General features: G+C 72.7%; 18 protein-coding genes and 1 riboswitch. Of the genes, 9 read left to right on the top strand and 9 right to left on the bottom strand.

Annotated elements, in window-relative coordinates:
• Position 1: 1 nt before the first annotated feature.
• Positions 2–736: an OmpA family protein gene (locus tag AB5J73_RS07995; protein WP_370969050.1), complete on the bottom strand. Its 735-nt coding sequence runs from the start codon at positions 734–736 to the stop codon at positions 2–4.
• 527 nt (positions 737–1,263) lie between these two features.
• The gene (locus tag AB5J73_RS07990) at positions 1,264–2,091 is read right to left on the bottom strand and encodes an SGNH/GDSL hydrolase family protein (protein WP_370969049.1); all 828 of its coding nucleotides are present in this window, start codon (positions 2,089–2,091) and stop codon (positions 1,264–1,266) included.
• A 266-nt stretch (positions 2,092–2,357) separates the two neighbouring features.
• Between AB5J73_RS07990 and AB5J73_RS07985 the strand changes: the two genes are divergently transcribed.
• Complete coding sequence (locus tag AB5J73_RS07985; protein WP_370969048.1) at positions 2,358–3,017, top strand: DUF3159 domain-containing protein; 660 nt, start codon at positions 2,358–2,360, stop codon at positions 3,015–3,017.
• 101 nt (positions 3,018–3,118) lie between these two features.
• On the opposite strand, the gene AB5J73_RS07980 is transcribed toward AB5J73_RS07985, so the two are convergent.
• Complete coding sequence (locus tag AB5J73_RS07980; RefSeq protein ID WP_370969047.1) at positions 3,119–4,084, bottom strand: N-acetylglucosamine kinase; 966 nt, start codon at positions 4,082–4,084, stop codon at positions 3,119–3,121.
• A complete protein-coding gene (locus AB5J73_RS07975) occupies positions 4,081–5,127 on the bottom strand; it encodes an SIS domain-containing protein (protein WP_370969046.1) in 1,047 nt (348 codons plus the stop codon). Before AB5J73_RS07975 ends, AB5J73_RS07980 begins: the two co-directional genes overlap by 4 nt.
• 148 nt (positions 5,128–5,275) lie before the next feature.
• Between AB5J73_RS07975 and AB5J73_RS07970 the strand changes: the two genes are divergently transcribed.
• Positions 5,276–6,031 (top strand): GntR family transcriptional regulator, encoded by a 756-nt coding sequence (locus AB5J73_RS07970; RefSeq protein ID WP_247017758.1) that lies wholly within the window; start codon positions 5,276–5,278, stop codon positions 6,029–6,031.
• A gap of 44 nt (positions 6,032–6,075) precedes the next feature.
• Positions 6,076–7,599: an MFS transporter gene (locus tag AB5J73_RS07965; RefSeq protein WP_370969045.1), complete on the top strand. Its 1,524-nt coding sequence runs from the start codon at positions 6,076–6,078 to the stop codon at positions 7,597–7,599.
• 104 nt (positions 7,600–7,703) lie between these two features.
• Here the strand turns inward: AB5J73_RS07965 and AB5J73_RS07960 are convergent, their stop codons facing one another.
• On the bottom strand, positions 7,704–8,654 hold the full coding sequence (locus tag AB5J73_RS07960) for a threonine/serine dehydratase (RefSeq protein WP_370969044.1): 951 nt from the start codon (positions 8,652–8,654) through the stop codon (positions 7,704–7,706).
• Positions 8,655–8,801: 147 nt separating this feature from the next.
• On the opposite strand from AB5J73_RS07960, the gene AB5J73_RS07955 reads away from it, so the two are divergent.
• Positions 8,802–9,530 carry a hypothetical protein gene (locus AB5J73_RS07955; RefSeq protein ID WP_370969043.1) on the top strand — a complete coding sequence of 243 codons (729 nt, stop codon included), beginning with the start codon at positions 8,802–8,804 and terminating at the stop codon, positions 9,528–9,530.
• Between the two features lie 63 nt (positions 9,531–9,593).
• On the opposite strand, the gene thiE is transcribed toward AB5J73_RS07955, so the two are convergent.
• Positions 9,594–10,259, bottom strand: a complete 666-nt coding sequence (gene thiE / locus AB5J73_RS07950) for a thiamine phosphate synthase (protein ID WP_370969042.1) — start codon at positions 10,257–10,259, stop codon at positions 9,594–9,596.
• A gap of 31 nt (positions 10,260–10,290) precedes the next feature.
• A riboswitch (TPP riboswitch) is annotated at positions 10,291–10,396 on the top strand.
• Here thiE and thiO point away from each other — a divergent pair.
• The 4 genes from thiO (at position 10,390) to AB5J73_RS07930 (ending at position 12,949) form a co-directional block, all read left to right on the top strand.
• Complete coding sequence (thiO, locus tag AB5J73_RS07945) at positions 10,390–11,463, top strand: glycine oxidase ThiO (protein ID WP_370969041.1); 1,074 nt, start codon at positions 10,390–10,392, stop codon at positions 11,461–11,463. It overlaps the preceding riboswitch by 7 nt.
• Positions 11,463–11,663 (top strand): sulfur carrier protein ThiS, encoded by a 201-nt coding sequence (gene thiS, locus AB5J73_RS07940; RefSeq protein ID WP_370969040.1) that lies wholly within the window; start codon positions 11,463–11,465, stop codon positions 11,661–11,663. Before thiO ends, thiS begins: the two co-directional genes overlap by 1 nt.
• Before the next feature lies 1 nt (position 11,664).
• Positions 11,665–12,423 (top strand): thiazole synthase, encoded by a 759-nt coding sequence (locus tag AB5J73_RS07935; protein ID WP_370969039.1) that lies wholly within the window; start codon positions 11,665–11,667, stop codon positions 12,421–12,423.
• A gap of 97 nt (positions 12,424–12,520) precedes the next feature.
• On the top strand, positions 12,521–12,949 hold the full coding sequence (locus AB5J73_RS07930) for a MarR family winged helix-turn-helix transcriptional regulator (RefSeq protein ID WP_086863242.1): 429 nt from the start codon (positions 12,521–12,523) through the stop codon (positions 12,947–12,949).
• Position 12,950: 1 nt separating this feature from the next.
• Here AB5J73_RS07930 and AB5J73_RS07925 read toward each other — a convergent pair whose 3' ends face one another.
• Positions 12,951–13,310, bottom strand: coding sequence for a winged helix-turn-helix transcriptional regulator (locus AB5J73_RS07925; protein WP_370969038.1), 360 nt, complete (start codon positions 13,308–13,310; stop codon positions 12,951–12,953).
• 92 nt (positions 13,311–13,402) lie between these two features.
• Between AB5J73_RS07925 and AB5J73_RS07920 the strand changes: the two genes are divergently transcribed.
• Positions 13,403–14,242 (top strand): SDR family oxidoreductase, encoded by an 840-nt coding sequence (locus AB5J73_RS07920; protein WP_370969037.1) that lies wholly within the window; start codon positions 13,403–13,405, stop codon positions 14,240–14,242.
• Here the strand turns inward: AB5J73_RS07920 and AB5J73_RS07915 are convergent.
• Both AB5J73_RS07915 and thiD read right to left on the bottom strand, forming a co-directional pair.
• On the bottom strand, positions 14,239–15,042 hold the full coding sequence (locus AB5J73_RS07915) for an ion transporter (RefSeq protein WP_370969036.1): 804 nt from the start codon (positions 15,040–15,042) through the stop codon (positions 14,239–14,241). The genes AB5J73_RS07920 and AB5J73_RS07915 overlap by 4 nt on opposite strands.
• Before the next feature lie 59 nt (positions 15,043–15,101).
• On the bottom strand, positions 15,102–15,929 hold the full coding sequence (gene thiD, locus AB5J73_RS07910) for a bifunctional hydroxymethylpyrimidine kinase/phosphomethylpyrimidine kinase (protein ID WP_370969035.1): 828 nt from the start codon (positions 15,927–15,929) through the stop codon (positions 15,102–15,104).
• Positions 15,930–16,036 lie beyond the last annotated feature (107 nt).

The following is a 16,036-nucleotide window of genomic DNA, read 5'->3' as shown; positions in this document are numbered from 1 at the left end:
TTCAGATGACCGTGATCTCGACCCGCCGGTCCGCCTCGCCGCCGCTGACCGGCCGGGTGTCGCCGAGGCCCCGGTAGGTCACGCGCTTGGTCGTGAGGCCGTTGGTGGTGAGGATCCGCGCGACGGCCCGCGCGCGGTCCCGGGACAGCTTCAGCGCGGCGCCCTCGCCGCCGGGCCCGCGGGCGACGTGGCCGGTGACGCGGTACCGGAAGGTCTCCGGCGACTTGGCGAGCGCGATCGCGATCCCGCGGGCGGCCTGTTCCCCTTCGGGCGTGAGCCGCGCGGTGTCCGGCACGAAGGTCACAGGCGCCTCGGCGAGCAGCCGATCGATCTCGGCCTGCACCCCGGCCTTGTCGGTCGGCGGCGGCGCGGTGGTGGTCGTGGTCGGCGGCGGGGCGCTGGTGCTGCTGCTGGGCGGCGTGCTGCTCGGCGGCGCGCTCGGGGCCACGGGGACGACGTCGCCCTCGAACTTCGCGGCCCGGACGCCGTCGACGCCCTGGACGACCTCGAGGGCGCGGAGGGCCTGACCGGGCGGGAACCCGTTGAGGGTGGCGTCCCGCCCGTCGAAGCTGACGTTTCCGGCGGGCAACCCGGCGGCGGCGAGCGCGGCCTGCGTCCGGGCGGTGAGGTCACGCTGGACGTTCCCGGCCTGCGCCCAGGTCACGACCCCCGCGAGCAGCGCCGTGACCAGCGCCGCGATCGGGACCAGGAGGATCCAGCGACGCCGACCGGACATAAGGGGACTGTAAGCCGGGCGGGACGGGTTGGCGAGTCGGCTGGGGCGGTCCGTCCACAAGTTGTCCCCAGGTAAGTCGACATGTGGACAACTCCGGGGACAGTGATCGCGCGGGCACTTTCCGTCGGTGGTGACGGATAGGCTGGAGACGGGGCGGCCCCCAGGGAGGGCGGGCTGTGCTGGGGCGGGCTGTGCTGGGGCGGGCTGTGCTGGGGCGGGCTGTGCTGGGGCGGGCTGTGCTGGGGCGGGCTGTGCTGGGGCGGGCTGTGCTGGGGCGGGCTGTGCTGGGGCGGGCTGTGCTGGGGCGGGCTGTGCTGGGGCGGGCTGTGGCGCTCAAGACCCGCCGAAACCCGCGAGCCCCGTGCGCCCCGGCTGGAGAGGTCGCGAATGACTCATTCGGGACCTCCGACGTCCCGAATGAGTCATTCGCGACCTGCGACCGGCGGCCGACACCCGCCCCGAACGCCATGAGGGGCACCCCCGTGGACGTAAGAGCCACGAAGGTGCCCCTCACGGGCAAAGAACCCCTAGCTGGCCTGCTGGGCGTTGTCCGGCACCTCGAGCACGTCCAGCGGAGCCAGCGGCGTCAACGGGGCCAACGGCGCCAGCTGCGGCCGCTTCGGTGACAGCCCGTCCCCCATCGACTCGCCCCGCAGCTGCCGGCGGATCCACGGGAGCAGGTGCACCTTCGTCCACGTCAGGTCCGACCGCCGCGAGTCGATCCAGCGGCTCGGCACCGCCTCCGGTGGCCACGGCTCGCGCCAGTCGCCCTCGACGGGGATGCCCAGGACCTCCGCCGACTTCAGGGCGATGCGGCGGTGCGCGTCCGCGGAGAAGTGGAGGCGGTCGTCGCTCCAGGCGCGGCGGTCGTGCAGCGGAGCCATCGCCCACAGGTCGACCATGCGGGCGCCGTGGCGCTCGGCGATGGCCCACAGGTGGGTGTTGTAGATCGCGACCTTGCCGCGCAGGACCGACATCACCGACAGGACCTTCGTGTCCGGGCCGTTGAACATCAGCACCGGGATGCCCGCCTCGCGCAGCTTGGCGACGCCCTCCTCCAAGCGCTCCGCCACCGCGTCGACGTCCGCCCCCGGCACGATGATGTCGTTGCCGCCCGCGCAGAGGGTGACCAGGTCGGGCTTCAGCTCCAGGGCGATCGGGAGCTGCTCTTCCATGATCTCGTCGAGCATCTTGCCCCGCAGCGACAGGTTCGCGTACCGGAAGTCCGTCCGGCCCGCCGCCAGTATCTCCGCGAGCCGGTCGGCCCAGCCCCGGAACGAGCCGTCCGGCAAGGCGTCGTTGAGGCCCTCGGTGAAGCTGTCTCCTATGGCTACATAGCTGTCGAATCCGTACACGTTGGGTCCCCTTCCCATCCTGCGACCGACTCCCCGACATGTAGTTGTACACCACAACTAACAATCGGGGTTCACCCCCGCGCCACCCCGGCTGTTCAGCCCGGAGTAACAGTGTCTTATCTTGTCGGCCTTCTCCGCTCCCTTATTACGCAGTCTTCACCTTCGGCATGCCGTGAAACAGCACACTCGGAGGCAAACCCGGCACCCGATGTGGCGAAGATCTCCCTGCTTGGAGCGTCCCGGGCGCTTTCCGGCAGGCTGGACACGTGCCCGGAGAACCCCGTGAGTCGCTCGCGCAGATCCTCGGCGGCCGCCGGGGCGCGCTCGACGCCAGCGTCCCGCCCGCCGGTTTCGTCGTCGGCTGGCTCGTGGCCGGGCAGTCCATCGCCTGGGGTGCCGGGGCCGCCATCGCGGTCGCCGTCGCGCTCGGGGTCTACCGGGTCGTCCGGGGCGGCAAGGTCCGCGCGCTCGTGGTCAGCCTGGCCGCCGTCGTCGCGGCCGCGCTGATCGCCCTGCACACCGGTCGCGCGCAGGACTTCTTCCTCTTGCAGCTGATGTCCAATGTGGCCAGCGCGCTGCTCTGGGCGGCCAGCATCGTGGTGCGCTGGCCGCTGCTCGGGGTCGTCGTCGGGTTGCTGCTCGGGCAGAAGGCGCGCTGGCGCCGGGACGCGGTGCTGCTGAAGGCGTACTCGCGGGCGAGCTGGGTGTGGGTGCTCCAGTACGTGCTGCGTGTGGTCGTTTACGGCCTGCTGTGGTGGGCCGGTCAGGTCGTGGCGCTCGGCGTGGCCCGCACGGTGCTGTCGTGGCCGCTCGTGGCGCTGACCGTCGCGGTGAGCGGCTGGGTGCTCTACCGCGCGTTGCCGCCGGAGCACCCCGGCCTGCGCCTGGCGCCGGAGACCAGCTCGGACGACGTACCCGGGGCATAAGGCGGCCCCCGGCGAGGGGGGAGGGTCCGGGGGCCACTGCCTACGGTACCCGGCCTACCCGGGTTCAGTCGACGTTTTCGCGGTTTCGCGCCGCGTTTTGCTCAATCAGGCGGTGACGTGGGTCTCGGTGCGCCCTCGCCGAAGGCGTCCACGGCGGCCAGCCACGCCGCCCCGAGCACGCCATCGGAGCTGGTCAGCACCTCGAGGCCGGACAATCCGCGGCGGACGAGCGCGCCGACCGGGCTGTCGCCGGTGAGCACCGAGCCGACGAGCACGACGGGAGTCGACTCGCCGGGCTCGCGCGCCGCGAGGGCGTTCGCGACGAGCAGCTCGGCCGCGCGGCCGACGATCTCCCGGGCCGCGGGCTCGCCGGCGTCGTGCGCCGCGCTCACCAGCGGGGCGAACCGGGCGAGCCGGACCGGTGCCTCGGCGTTCGCGGTCGTGATGAGCGCGCGGGACGCGGCGAGCCGGTCCGCGTCGGTCCGGACGTCCAAACCGGACGGTCCGAGCGCGGCGGCGAGCACCGCCGACGGCAGTCCGTCGAGGGGCAGGCCGCGGCCGAGAGCCTCCAAAGTGGAACGGACGGCTTCGCGGCCGAGCCAGAACGCCGAACCCTCGTCGCCGAGCAGCCAGCCGTAGCCGCCCGCGGTGCCGGCCAGCCGCCGCTTGCGGATGCGGCCCGCGATCGAGCCGGTGCCCGCGACGAGCACCGTCCCGTCGGGAGCCGACGTCGCCGACGCGTACGCCACTTCGGCGTCGGCGACGGTCCGCACCACGCCGGTGAGCCCGATCCGCGCCCACGCCGCGTCGAACACCGCCGCCACCGCCGGATCGCTCAGCTTGCTGACCCCGGCCATGCCGACGACGCACGCGCGCACGGCGCCGGGGTCGCGGCCGCCGAGCGCCGCGGTGATCGCGTCGGCGATCCGGCCCGCGGCGACCTCCGGCGCGTGCGCGTTGGGGTTGGCGCCTTCGCCGCGCCCGGTGCCGAGCACGACGCCGGCGGCGTCGACCAGTGCGGCCCTGGTCGACGTGCCGCCGGCGTCGACGCCGATCGCGGAGGTCACCGGGTCTTGGTCACCTTGAGCAGGCCGCGCGGGTTGTCCGGGTCGCCGCCGCGGGCGAGCGACAGGCCCAGCGCGATCTGCTGGACGGGCAGGATCTCCAGGATCGGCGCCAGCTCCTCGACGGTCTGCGGCACGTCGATCCGCAGTGCCGCGGGGGTGTCCGCGGACGCCGAACCGACCGCGACGACGTCCGCGCCGCGCTTGGCGACGGCGTCGATGACGTCGCGCATGGCTTCGGCACCGTGCCCGGCGCTGGTCACCGCCAGCACCGCGGTCTGGTCGTCGACCGCCGCCACCGGGCCGTGCAGCAGGTCCGCGCCGCTGTACGCGCGGGCCGCCAGGTAGCTCGTCTCGGCGAGCTTGAGCGACGCCTCCAACGCGGTCGCGTAGGAGTAGCCGCGGGCGGCGGTCAGGACCCGGTTCACGAACCGGTACCGGTCGACCGCCCGCTGGACGCCCTCGGTGGAGCCGTCGAGGGTTTGCTGCGCCAGCTCGCCGATCTTCTCGGCGTCGGCCGCCTTGCCGCCGCGCACCGCGTCGATGAGCAGGTAGAGCGCCATCAGCGTCGCGGAGTACGTCTTGGTCGCCGCGACGGCCTGCTCGACGCCGGCGCCGATGTCGATGCCGAGCTCGGACGCCGCCCGCAGCGGCGAGTCCGGGGTGTTGGTCACGGAAACGGTCAGCGCGCCCTGGCGCCGCGCCGTTTCGGTGACCTCGATCAGGTCAGGCGAGCCGCCGCTCTGGCTGACCGTGACGAACAGCACGTCCCGCAGGTCGGGCCGGGCGCCGTACAGCGTCGCCGTGGACGGGGAAACCAGACCGGCCGGCAGGCCGAGGAGTACCTCGATCAGGTACTTCGCGTACAACGCTGCGTGGTCACTCGATCCACGCGCGGCGAGCAAAGCGAACCGCGGGGGCCGTTGTGAGATCTTTTCCGCCACCCCGGCGATTTCCGACTGACGCTGCACCAGTCCCGCCAAGACGTCCGGCTGCTGGGCGATCTCCGCGGCCATGTGCTCGCCGGGCCGTTGTTGGGTCATCATTTTCCTCTCCACCTCCGGCATTATGTACCGGACTCAGGCGGCGTCGGTCAGGTCTAGACCAATGTTAGTGGGGCGGCGCGTCGGTGGAAAAGGGTACGTTTCATACGGGGACGTGGCGTGCGATGAGGGAAGGCATAGGGAGTCGGGCATGTTGGAGACCACCACCACGGGCGAGGCGGGCACCGTCGCCGGGATGCGCGGGCAGCGCGAACCCAAATATTGGGCACTGAAACAGCACCTCCTCGACCTCTTGGACGTCCTCCCGCCCGGGTCGCCGATCCCGACCGAACGCGCGCTCGCCGGGGAGTTCACGGTCTCCCGCACCACCGTGCGCCAGGCGCTGGCGGACCTGACGGCCGAGGGCCGCCTGCACCGGGTGCAGGGGAAAGGCACCTTCGCGGCCGAGCCGAAGCTCGCGCAGCGGCTGCAGTTGTCGTCGTACACCGAGGACATGCGCAAGCAGGGCCTGAAGCCGTCGTCGAAGCTCCTGGAAGTCGAGGAGCTGCCGGTCGAGGGTGACCTCGCGAAGCTCCTCGGAATCCGCACGGGTGCGAAAATTCTTCGCCTTCGACGCCTTCGACTCGCGGACTCCCAGCCGATGGCGCTGGAGACCACGCACCTCCCGCTCGGCCGTTTCCGCGGACTGCGCAAGCACGTCTCGGCGGGCGGCTCGTTGTACGCCGTTCTGCGCGAGCACTACGGGGTCGAACTCGAGCGCGCCGAAGAGACGATCGAGACGTCGCTCGCCGGACCGCAGGAAGCGGAGATGCTCGGCGCCGACGTCGGCATGCCGGTGCTGATGCTGACCCGGCACTCGTTCGCCACGGACGGCAAGCCGGTCGAATTCGCCCGCTCGGTCTACCGCGGCGACCGCTACAAGTTCGTGACCACGCTGCTGCCGTAAGCGGCCCGGTTGACGGCGGTCCCCGGTCGCGGTGAAGTGACCGGGTGACTGCCACCGAAGACACCGGGATCCGGTGGGGGACGCGCGCCGCGCGCGGCGTCCTCGCCACCACCATCCTCGGGTCGGGCATGGCGATGCTCGACGGCACCATCGTCAACGTCGCCCTGCCCCGCATCGGCGCCGAGCTGGGCGCCTCCGTCGCCGGGCTCCAATGGATCCTCGACGGGTACCTGCTGGCGCTCGCCGCGCTCATCCTCGTCGCCGGCTCGCTCGGCGACCGCTACGGACGGCGCCGCACGTACCTCGTCGGCGTCGTCTGGTTCGGCGTCGCCTCCGGGCTCTGCGCCGCCGCGACGTCCACCGAGATGCTCGTCGCGACGCGGATCCTGCAGGGCATCGGCGGCGCGCTGCTGACGCCGGGGTCGCTCGCGATCCTCCAGGCGTCCTTCGCGCACGACGCCCGCGCCCGCGCGATCGGCGCGTGGTCCGGCCTCGGCGGCATCGCGGCCGCCGCCGGCCCGCTGCTCGGCGGGTTCCTCGTGCAGGTCTGGTCGTGGCGGCTGGCGTTCCTGATCAACGTGCCCATCGCCGTCGCCGTGGTCCTGATGGCGCGGAAGTTCGTGCCCGAATCGCGCGACCCGGAGGCCACCGGCCACCCGGACTTCGGCGCCGCCGCGCTCGGCGCCGTCGGCCTCGCCGGGGTGACCGGCGCGCTGGTGGAGGCGCCGGGCCGCGGCATCGGCGACCCGATCGTGCTGGTCGCGGGCCTGCTCGGGATCGCGGGCCTGGCCGCGTTCGTCCTCGTCCAGCACCGCTCGGCCGAACCGCTCGTGCCGCCCTCGCTGTTCCGCGACCGGACGTTCACGCTCTCGAACGCGCTGACGTTCGTCGTCTACGCGGCGCTCGGCGGGGTGATGATGCTGCTGGTCATGCAGCTGCAGGTGTCGCTCGGCTATTCGCCGACCGCGGCCGGGCTGGCGGGGCTGCCGCTGACGGTCGTCATGCTGCTGCTTTCGGGGCGCTCCGGCGCGCTCGCGCAGCGCATCGGCCCGCGCACGCAGCTGGTGGTCGGCCCGATCGTCGTCGGCATCGGGATGCTGCTGATGCTGCGCATCGCGCCCGGCGCGTCCTACCTCGGCACGGTGCTGCCCGCGGTGGTGGTGTTCGGGCTCGGCCTGGCGACGGTCGTGGCCCCGGTGACCGCGACGGTCCTCGCCGCGGCCCCGGACCGCTTCGCCGGGGTCGCCTCCGGCGTCAACAACGCGATCGCGCGCTCGGGCGGACTGCTGGCGGTGGCGGTGCTGCCCGCGGCGGCCGGGCTGACCGGCGAGGCGTACGCGGACCCGGTGGCGCTCACCGCGGGCTGGCGGACGGCGCTGATCATCTGCGCGGCGCTGGCCATCGCGGGCGGCCTGATCGCGCTGGGCATCCACAACGGCGTCCTCGAACCCCCGCCGACGGCGAAACCCGACGACGAGTGCCCCCACCTGGGCGAGTGCTACCACTGCGGCGTCGAGGGCCCGCCGACGCACGTCCGCGGCGGCGCGACCCCGGTCGCCGGCTCCTAGCCCGGAGCGCCCCAATGTGGCGTTCGGTGCGTCAGACGCACCCAATGTGGCGTTCGGTGCGCTGGACGCAACCAACGCCACATTGGGGCGCTTGGGGCGGGGGGTCAGCCGGCGAGGATCTCCGCGAACATCGCCGGGTCGGCGTTGCCGCCGGAGACGAGGACGACCGTCTTGCCGGCCGGCAGCTCGCCGGCGTGGAAGAGGTACGCCGCCGTCGTCACCGCGCCGCTGGGCTCGGCGACCAGGCGGGCCTTGCGGGCCAGGACGCGCACGGCCTCGCGGATCTCGTCCTCGGTGACCGTGACCATCTGGTCCACTACTTCCCGCAGGTGCGCGAAGGTCAGTTCGGACGGCTGTGAGCGCAGGCCGTCGGCGATCGTGCGGGCGCGGTCGGCCTGCGGCCACCGGACCAGCTCGCCGCGCTGGAGGCTGTCGGCGGCGTCCGCGGCCAGCGCCGGCTCGACGCCGATCACCCGCGCCCGCGGGCAGCGGGCCTTGATCGCGGTGCCGACGCCGGCCGCCAGCCCGCCGCCGCTGATGGGGACCAGGACGACGTCGACCGCCGGCAGGTCTTCGGCGATCTCCAAGCCCGCGGTGCCCTGCCCGGCGATGATGGCCGCGTCGTCGAAGGGCGGGACGAGGGTCAGCCCGCGTTCGGCAGCCAGTTCACGCGCTTTCGCCTCGTGCTCGCCGATCGGCACCTCGATCACCTCGGCGCCGTACGCGCGGGTGGCCTCGACCTTGATCCGCGGCGCGACGTCCGGCACGACGATCACCGCGGGCACGCCGTACCGCTGCGCCGCGTACGCGACCGCCTGCGCGTGGTTGCCGCTCGAGTAGGCGATGACACCTCGTTCGCGCGCGGCGTCGTCGAGCGAGCCGATCGCGTTGAACGCGCCGCGCACCTTGAACGCGCCGATCGGTTGCAGGCTCTCGGGTTTGAGCCACAGGGTGCCGCGGGGATCCCACGTCTGGACCAACAGGGGCGTGCGCACGGCGACACCTTCGACGCGCTTCGCGGCGGCCTCGATGTCGGAGATCGTCACCAGTTCCATGTGCCGAGTATGTCAAGAAATCGTTCGGTTTGGAGTGTCTATTGTGGACAGACGGAGTGGTCCTCCTCACGCCGCGGCAACGAGGGGAGTTCCTCGCGCGCCTTAACCGTTGGACAAGGGGAGAAGACGGACTACCGGATCGGGATCATGACAAAGGAGAACTCAGCGGCTTCCGAAGAAAAGACGGAGGAGAAGTCGGGCCTTCGCATCGCCCAGGTGGCGGCGGCGGCGCTCGCGGCGGTGACCGCGGCGCTGCTGGGCTCGACGCTCGGCGTGGCGGGCACGGTGGTCGGCGCGGGCGTGGCGAGCGTGGTGTCGACGGTCGGCGGCGAGCTGTACTTGCGCTCGCTGCAACGCACGCGCGAAGCGGCGCTCAAGGCCCGCGTGCTGGCGACGTCGGGGATCCGGCGGCGCGGGGCGGTCGAACCCGAAGAGCTGCCGCTCACCGAACAACCCACGGTCCAGCTGCCGAAACCCGAGGAGGCCGGACCCTCGCGGCTGCGGAAACTGCGCTGGCCGTTGATCATCGGCACCAGCGTGGCGGCGTTCGCGGTGGCGATCCTGGCGATCGTCGGCTTCGAGTCGGCGACGGGCACCCAGATCGGCGGCGGCACGGGCACGAGCATCGGCAAGATCTTCGGCGGCGGCGGTCACCCCGACACAACCCCGTCGACGACGCCCACGACCCCGACGGACACCCAGGTCTCCCCGACGGAGACGACCACGACCCCGTCGGACACGTCGACGGCCCCGACGACCTCGTCGGAGACCCCGACCACCACGCCGAGCACGTCGACGCAGCAGCCGTCGACCTCGGCCCCGGCCACCACCACCCCGCCCACCAGCCAAGGCGCGGCGACCACCCCGACCCCGTAACGCCGCTGAAGGCCACCACCATGGGCACCAGGTGCCGTGATGGTGGCCTTCAGCGCATCCGGCTCAGACCAGGTGGGAGCGGAGCGCGCGGGCCGCCTCGGCCGGGTCCTCGGCCTCCGTGATGGCCCGGACGACGACGATGCGGGACGCGCCGGCGTCCAGCACCGAAGGCAGGCGGTCGCCGTCGATGCCGCCGATCGCGAACCACGGCCGTTCCGGGGCCCAGCCGGCCACCGCGCGCACCAGGTCGAGGCCCGGTGCGTCGCGGCCCGGCTTGGTCGGCGTCGGCCAGCACGGGCCGGTGCAGAAGTAGTCCACCCCGGGCTCCGCCGCGGCCGACAGCGCCTGGTCGAGGGAGTGCGTCGAGCGGCCGATCACGACGTCGTCGCCGAGGATGCGGCGGGCCAGCGGGACCGGGATGTCGTCCTGGCCGAGGTGGAGCACATCCGCGCCGACCGCCAGTGCCACGTCCGCCCGGTCGTTCACCGACAGCAGCGCCCCGTGGCGGGCGCACGCCTCGGCCAGCACCTCCAGCGCCGCGATTTCGGCAGCGGCCTCCAGCGGCGCGCCGCCGGTCTTGTCGCGCAGCTGGATCACGTCGACACCGCCGGCCAGCGCCGCGTCGGCGAACGAAGCCAGGTCGCCGCGGGAGGTGCGGGCATCCGTGCACAGGTACAGGCGCGCCGCGTCGAGGCGGGCGCGGATCTTGTCACCGGAGAGGGCGGGCATAGCGGCGACCGTACCGCGCGAGTTAGGGTGAGGGAGTCCGCACGGGAGCCCGAGGCACGGGCTGAGAGGGAGCTGCCGCTCCGACCGTGGAACCTGATCCGGGTCATGCCGGCGCAGGGAGCGTGATCCCATGACGAACCTGGCAGTGGTGGGCGGCGGCGTGATCGGCCTGTCCGCGGCGTGGCGGGCCGCGAAGGCGGGCCACGACGTCACCGTGCACGATCCCGAGCCCGCCCGCGGCGGCGCGTCCTGGCTGGCCGGGGGCATGCTGGCCCCGGTCACCGAGGCCTGGCCCGGCGAAGAAGACGTGCTCAGCCTCGGCGAAGCTTCGCTGGAACGCTGGCCCGGCTTCGCGAGCGACCTCGCGCGGGAAGGCGTCGACCCGGGCCTCGCCGGGCACGGGACGCTCGTCGTCGCGTTCGACAGCGCCGACGCCGGGCACCTCGACATCCTCGCCGGCTACCTGCACTCGATCGGCCGCGCCGCCGAACGCTTGACCGCACGGGAGACCAAGCGGCTCGAACCCGGCGTCGGGTCCGTCCGAAGTGGACTCCACGTGCCCGGCGACCTGGCCGTGGACAACCGGAAACTGCTCAACGCGCTGTACGCGGCCTGCGTCAACCACGACGTCCGGTTCGTGCGCGAGCGCGTCGAAACGCTGCCGGACGCCGAAGCCGTCGTGCTCGCCGCGGGCGCCTGGACCGGGCGGCTGCACCCGCAGCTGGCCGGGGCCGTCCGGCCGCTCAAGGGCGAGATCCTGCGGCTGAAGCCGCGTCGCGGCTGCCTGCCACCGCCCGCGCACACCGTGCGGGCCGTCGTCGAGGGCCGGCCGATCTACCTCGTCCCGCGCGGCGAGCAGGAGCTCGTCCTCGGCGCCACGCAGTACGAGGCGGGCTTCGACCGGGCCGTCACCGCGCGCGGCGTGCGCGAGCTGCTCGAAGGCGCCGAACGCGTCTTCCCCGCGATCACCGAGTACGAGCTGGCCGAGACCGCCGCCGGGCTGCGGGCCGCGAGCCGGGACGTGCTGCCCTACATCGGTGTGCTGGACGACGGCGTCTTCGCCGCGACCGGGCACCACCGCAACGGCCTGCTGATGGCCCCCGTGACCGCGGCCGCCGTGGTCGCCTGGCTCGAGGGGGAGGAGCCACCCGAAGGCGTCGAGGCGGCTTCGCCCGTCCGGCTGCACCAGAAGGAGCACGTGTGATGGAGATCAAGCTCAACGGCGAGTGGACGGAGTTCCCGGACGGCGCGACCGTCGCCGACGTCCTCGACGCGTCCGGCGGACAGCGGCCCGGGATCGCCGTGGCGGTCGACGGCGTCGTCGTCCGCCGCGCCGACTGGGCGGCCACCACCGTGCCCAAGGGCGCGGGCGTGGACGTGCTCACCGCGGTCCAGGGAGGCTGAAGTGGACGAAGAACCGCTGGTCATCGGCACCGCCAAGCTGTCGTCCCGGCTGATCATCGGCACCGGCGGCGCGGCCAACCTCGCCGTGCTCGAACGCGCACTGGTCGCCTCCGGCACCGAGCTGACCACCGTCGCCATGCGCCGCGCCGACGCCGAAGGCGGTTCCGGTGTCCTCGAACTGCTCAAGCGGCTCGGCATCGGGCTGCTGCCGAACACCGCGGGCTGCCGCACGGCCGCCGAAGCGGTGCTCACCGCGCAGCTCGCGCGGGAAGCCCTCGGTACCGACCTGATCAAGCTCGAGGTGCACGCCGACGACCGCACGCTGCTCCCGGACCCGATCGAAACCCTCGACGCGGCCGAACGGCTGACCGCCGACGGGTTCACCGTGTTCGCCTACACGAACGACGACCCGGTGCTCGCGCTGCGCCTGGAAGAGGCGGGCTGCGCCGCGGTGATGCCGCTGGGCGCGCCGATCGGCACCGGGCTCGGCATCCGGAATCCGCACAACATCGAGCTGATCGTGTCGCGAGCGGGCGTGCCGGTGATCCTGGACGCCGGAATCGGCACGGCGTCGGACGCGACCCTGGCGATGGAGCTCGGCTGCGACGCTGTCCTGCTGTCCACGGCCGTCACCCGGGCGGCCGATCCGGAGCGGATGGCGTCGGCGATGCGGTCGGCCGTCGTGGCCGGTCACCTGGCTCGCGGTGCGGGCCGGGTGCCGCAGCGCTTCTGGGCGAAAGCGTCGAGTCCACCCCGGTGAACCGAGGTCCCTTGACGCCGAACCCGCACCCCGGACCCGTAAGGTGGACGGCACTTTCCGGCGCACCGGCGGCGGGGCAGGGCAGAAGGAGCCAGCCGTGACGAGCACATCGGTCCAGGACGTCTCGGGCAGGTTGTACCTGGCCGTCGGAAGGCTGTCCCGGTCACTGCGGCAAGCCGGCGTGCCGGGCCCGGGCCACGGCGCCATTTCGGCGCTGGCGACGCTCGTGAACTCCGGTCAGCTCCGCCTCGGCGACCTCGCGGCCAAGGAGGGCGTCGCCGCGGCGACGATGTCGCGGATCATCGCGTCCCTCGTCGAGGCCGGCTACGTGAGCCGCGAGTCCGACCCGGTCGACCGCCGGGCGTGGCTGGCGAAGGCGACCGAGGAGGGCGAGCGGCTCGTCTCCGGCGTCCGGTCGACGCGGGTGCAGGAGCTGAACCGGCGCCTCGACCGGCTGTCGCCCGAGCACCGCGAGGCGTTGACGGCGGCGATCCCGGCGCTCGAGGCCCTGATCGCCGACGACTGAGCTAGTCCGCGAGCCGGCGCGTGATCCGGTCGAACAGCTCCAGCAGCGGTTCGCCGACGTCCCGGCCGAACTCGGTCAGCCCGTAGGTGACCTGCGGCGGCGTCGTCGGCTCGACCCGCCGCCAGATCAGGCCGTCCTGGACCAGCGCGCGCAGCGATTGGGCGAGCATCTTCTCGCTGATGCCCTCGATGCTCTCCCGCAGCTCGAAGAACCTGAGGTCGGTGCGCTGCAAGGAGATCAGCACCCAGATGCCCCACCGGCTGGTGACGTGGCCGACCACGTCCCGCGCGAGGCAGTCGGTGTGAAACACCTCATACCGGGCCTCGGTGCCGGCCGGGGTGAGCTGCGGGCCTCCGGTCATGTCCTGAGCTTACCCAAAGGTATGTACTTACCAGAAGTTAGCTCCGCTCCTACCGTTCCGAGCACTCGGGAAATCGGACGAAGGAGCTGTTCATGATCGTGGTGACCGGGGCTACCGGGAACGTGGGCGCGCCGCTGACGCGGGCGCTGGCCGAGGCCGGGCAGCCGGTGACGGCGGTGTCGCGGCACGCCGCGCCGGTGCCGGACGGCGTCCGCCACGTGGTGGCCGACCTGGCGGAACCCGCCGGTCTCGAGCCGGTGCTGGCCGGCGCGAAGGCGTTGTTCTTGCTGCTGTCGGGCGACCTGCACGCCGTCGGGGCGAATCCTGCCGACATCGTCGAGCGGGCCGCGCGCGCCGGGGTCGGCCGGATCGTCCTGCTGTCCACCCTGGGCGTGGTGACCAGGCCCTTCGGCGCCACGCGGGTCGCGATGCGCGAGCTGGAGGACGCGGTGGGGGAATCCGGCGTCGACTGGGCGATCCTGCGGCCGGGCGGCTTCGCGTCCAACGCCCTGTGGTGGGCGGAAAGCGTCCGCGCGCAGCGGGTCGTCGCCGCGCCCTTCGGCGACACCGGGGTGCCGATCATCGACCCGGCGGACATCGCCGAGGTCGCCGCGGCCTGCCTGCTGGACGACCGGTACTCCGGCGGCGCGTACGAGCTGACCGGGCCGGAGGTCATCACACCGCGGGGGCAGGCGGCGGCCATCGCCGCCGCGCTGGGTTCGCCGGTGCGGTTCCACGAACTCACCCGCGAAGAGGCCAAGGCGGGCATGACGCGGAGCATGCCGGCCGAGCTCGCCGACGACACCTTGGACATCCTCGGTTCGCCGAGCCCCGCCGAGGTGCGCGTCAGCCCCGACGTCGAACGGGTCCTCGGCCGCGCGCCCCGCACCTTCGCGGACTGGGCCGCCCGCAACGCGGCCGCGTTCCGCTAAGCGGCCTGCTGTCGCAGCTCGGCGAGCTCCGCGCGCAGGGCCCGGAGCTCGTCGAGGATTTCCCGGTTCGCGGCCGCCTGGGTTTCGGCCTGCTTCGCCTCTTCCTCGCGGATGTCCTGGCGCAGCTCGTCCTCCATGCCGCTGACCACGACGGCGATGAAGAGGTTCAGCACCGCGAAGCTGGACACCAGGATGTAGACGACGAAGAAGATCCACGCCATCGGCGCCTGTTCCATGATCGTCTTCGCGATGTCCGGCCAGGCTTCCCCGGTCATCACCTGGAACAGGGTGAACAGCGACGTGCCGAGGTCGCCGAAGTCGCCCGAGTCGATGGCGCCGAACAGCTTCGTCGCCATCACCCCGGCCACGAAGATGATCAGCGCCAGCAGCGCGGCGATCGAGGCCATGCCGGGGATCGCGGCGAGCAGCCCGGAGACGACCTTCCGCATCGACGGCACCACCGAGATCAGCCGCAGCACCCGGAGCACGCGCAGCGACCGCAGCACCGCGAACGGCCCGGTCGCCGGGATCACCGCGATGCCGACCACCAGCAGGTCGAAGACGTTCCAGTTGTCGCGGAAGAAGCGGCCGCGGTAGGCGTAGAACTTCGCCAGCAGCTCGGTGACGAAGATGCCCAGCGCGATGTGGTCGAGCGCGTGCAGGAGGCCGGCGTACCCGGCCATGATCGACGTCGAGGTCTCCATGCCGAGCGTGACCGCGTTGAAGACGATCACGGCGATGATGAAGTTCTGGAAGCGGCGGTCTTCGAGGACCTTCGCCGCCCGCTCGCGTCCGGTCAAGGCCGCCCCCTGCTTGGGTCAAGGATCAGTAAACGCAGGGATCGTAGCCGGGCGGGTACTCAGCGCTCCTCCGGCGCCAGCCGCCAGAAGGCCGAAACCGGGCCGACCTTCGCGCCCATCGGGTAGGCGTGCTCGACCGCGTGCGAGACGAACCACTTGCCGTAGCGGGCCGCCTCGACCACGGGCATGCCCTTCGCGAGCCCGGCGGTGAGCGCCGACGCCATCGTGTCGCCCGCGCCGTGCGTGTGCGGCGTCGAGTAGCGCTTGCCCGGCAGCTCCACGAACGTCGAGCCGTCGAAGAGCAGGTCCACGCACTCCGGGTCGGACTGCAGGTGGCCGCTCTTCACCAGGACGTACCGCGGGCCCATCCGGTGCAGCACCACGGCCGCGGTGTGCATGCCTTCGCGGTCGGTCACCGTCAGGCCGGTCAGCAGCCGGACTTCGTCGAGGTTCGGGGTCAGCACCGTCGCGCGCGGGAGGAGTTCGTCGCGCAGCGCGTGCAGGCCCGCCTCGTCGAACAGCGGGTGGCCGTGCATCGACGCCGCCACCGGGTCGACGACGAAGGGGATCTCGGCGTCCCGGCCGATCGACGCCTCGTCGCACGCGGCCGCCACCGCGTGGATGATCTCGGCCGAGGCCAGCATGCCGGTCTTGGCCGCGCCGACGCCCATGTCCGCCGCCACGGCCTCGATCTGCCCGGCGACGATGTGCGGGGGCAGGTCGGCGCGGTCGTGCACGCCAAGGGTGTTCTGGACGGTGACGGCGGTGACCGCGACCAGGCCGTGCACGCCGCAGGTCAGGAACGTGCGCAGGTCCGCCTGCAGCCCGGCGGCGCCGCCGGAGTCCGACCCGGCGATCGTCAACGCGGTCGGAAGGCTCGTCGTCATGGTGTTTTCCCGACTTCTGGTCTAGGCCAATCAGCCTCTTTTGCTTCATCAAGAGTCAACCACGGTGGCACATTGTGTGGGCTACTCACCAGTTCACGGGGCGAAGG

This window comes from Amycolatopsis sp. cg9, assembly GCF_041346945.1.
In the GTDB taxonomy this organism is placed as follows: domain Bacteria; phylum Actinomycetota; class Actinomycetes; order Mycobacteriales; family Pseudonocardiaceae; genus Amycolatopsis.
This window is presented reverse-complemented; position numbering and strand designations above follow the sequence as displayed.

Coding starts and splice junctions, on each gene's coding strand:
- thiE (WP_370969042.1), bottom strand. CDS start 10,259: ATGCCCGCCCTCTCCGGTGACAAGATCCGCGCCCGCCTCGACGCGGCG.
- thiS (WP_370969040.1), top strand. CDS start 11,463: ATGGAGATCAAGCTCAACGGCGAGTGGACGGAGTTCCCGGACGGCGCG.
- AB5J73_RS07955 (WP_370969043.1), top strand. CDS start 8,802: ATGACAAAGGAGAACTCAGCGGCTTCCGAAGAAAAGACGGAGGAGAAG.
- AB5J73_RS07975 (WP_370969046.1), bottom strand. CDS start 5,127: ATGATGACCCAACAACGGCCCGGCGAGCACATGGCCGCGGAGATCGCC.
- AB5J73_RS07925 (WP_370969038.1), bottom strand. CDS start 13,310: ATGACCGGAGGCCCGCAGCTCACCCCGGCCGGCACCGAGGCCCGGTAT.
- thiD (WP_370969035.1), bottom strand. CDS start 15,929: ATGACGACGAGCCTTCCGACCGCGTTGACGATCGCCGGGTCGGACTCC.
- AB5J73_RS07970 (WP_247017758.1), top strand. CDS start 5,276: ATGTTGGAGACCACCACCACGGGCGAGGCGGGCACCGTCGCCGGGATG.
- AB5J73_RS07960 (WP_370969044.1), bottom strand. CDS start 8,654: ATGGAACTGGTGACGATCTCCGACATCGAGGCCGCCGCGAAGCGCGTC.
- AB5J73_RS07920 (WP_370969037.1), top strand. CDS start 13,403: ATGATCGTGGTGACCGGGGCTACCGGGAACGTGGGCGCGCCGCTGACG.
- thiO (WP_370969041.1), top strand. CDS start 10,390: ATGACGAACCTGGCAGTGGTGGGCGGCGGCGTGATCGGCCTGTCCGCG.
- AB5J73_RS07995 (WP_370969050.1), bottom strand. CDS start 736: ATGTCCGGTCGGCGTCGCTGGATCCTCCTGGTCCCGATCGCGGCGCTG.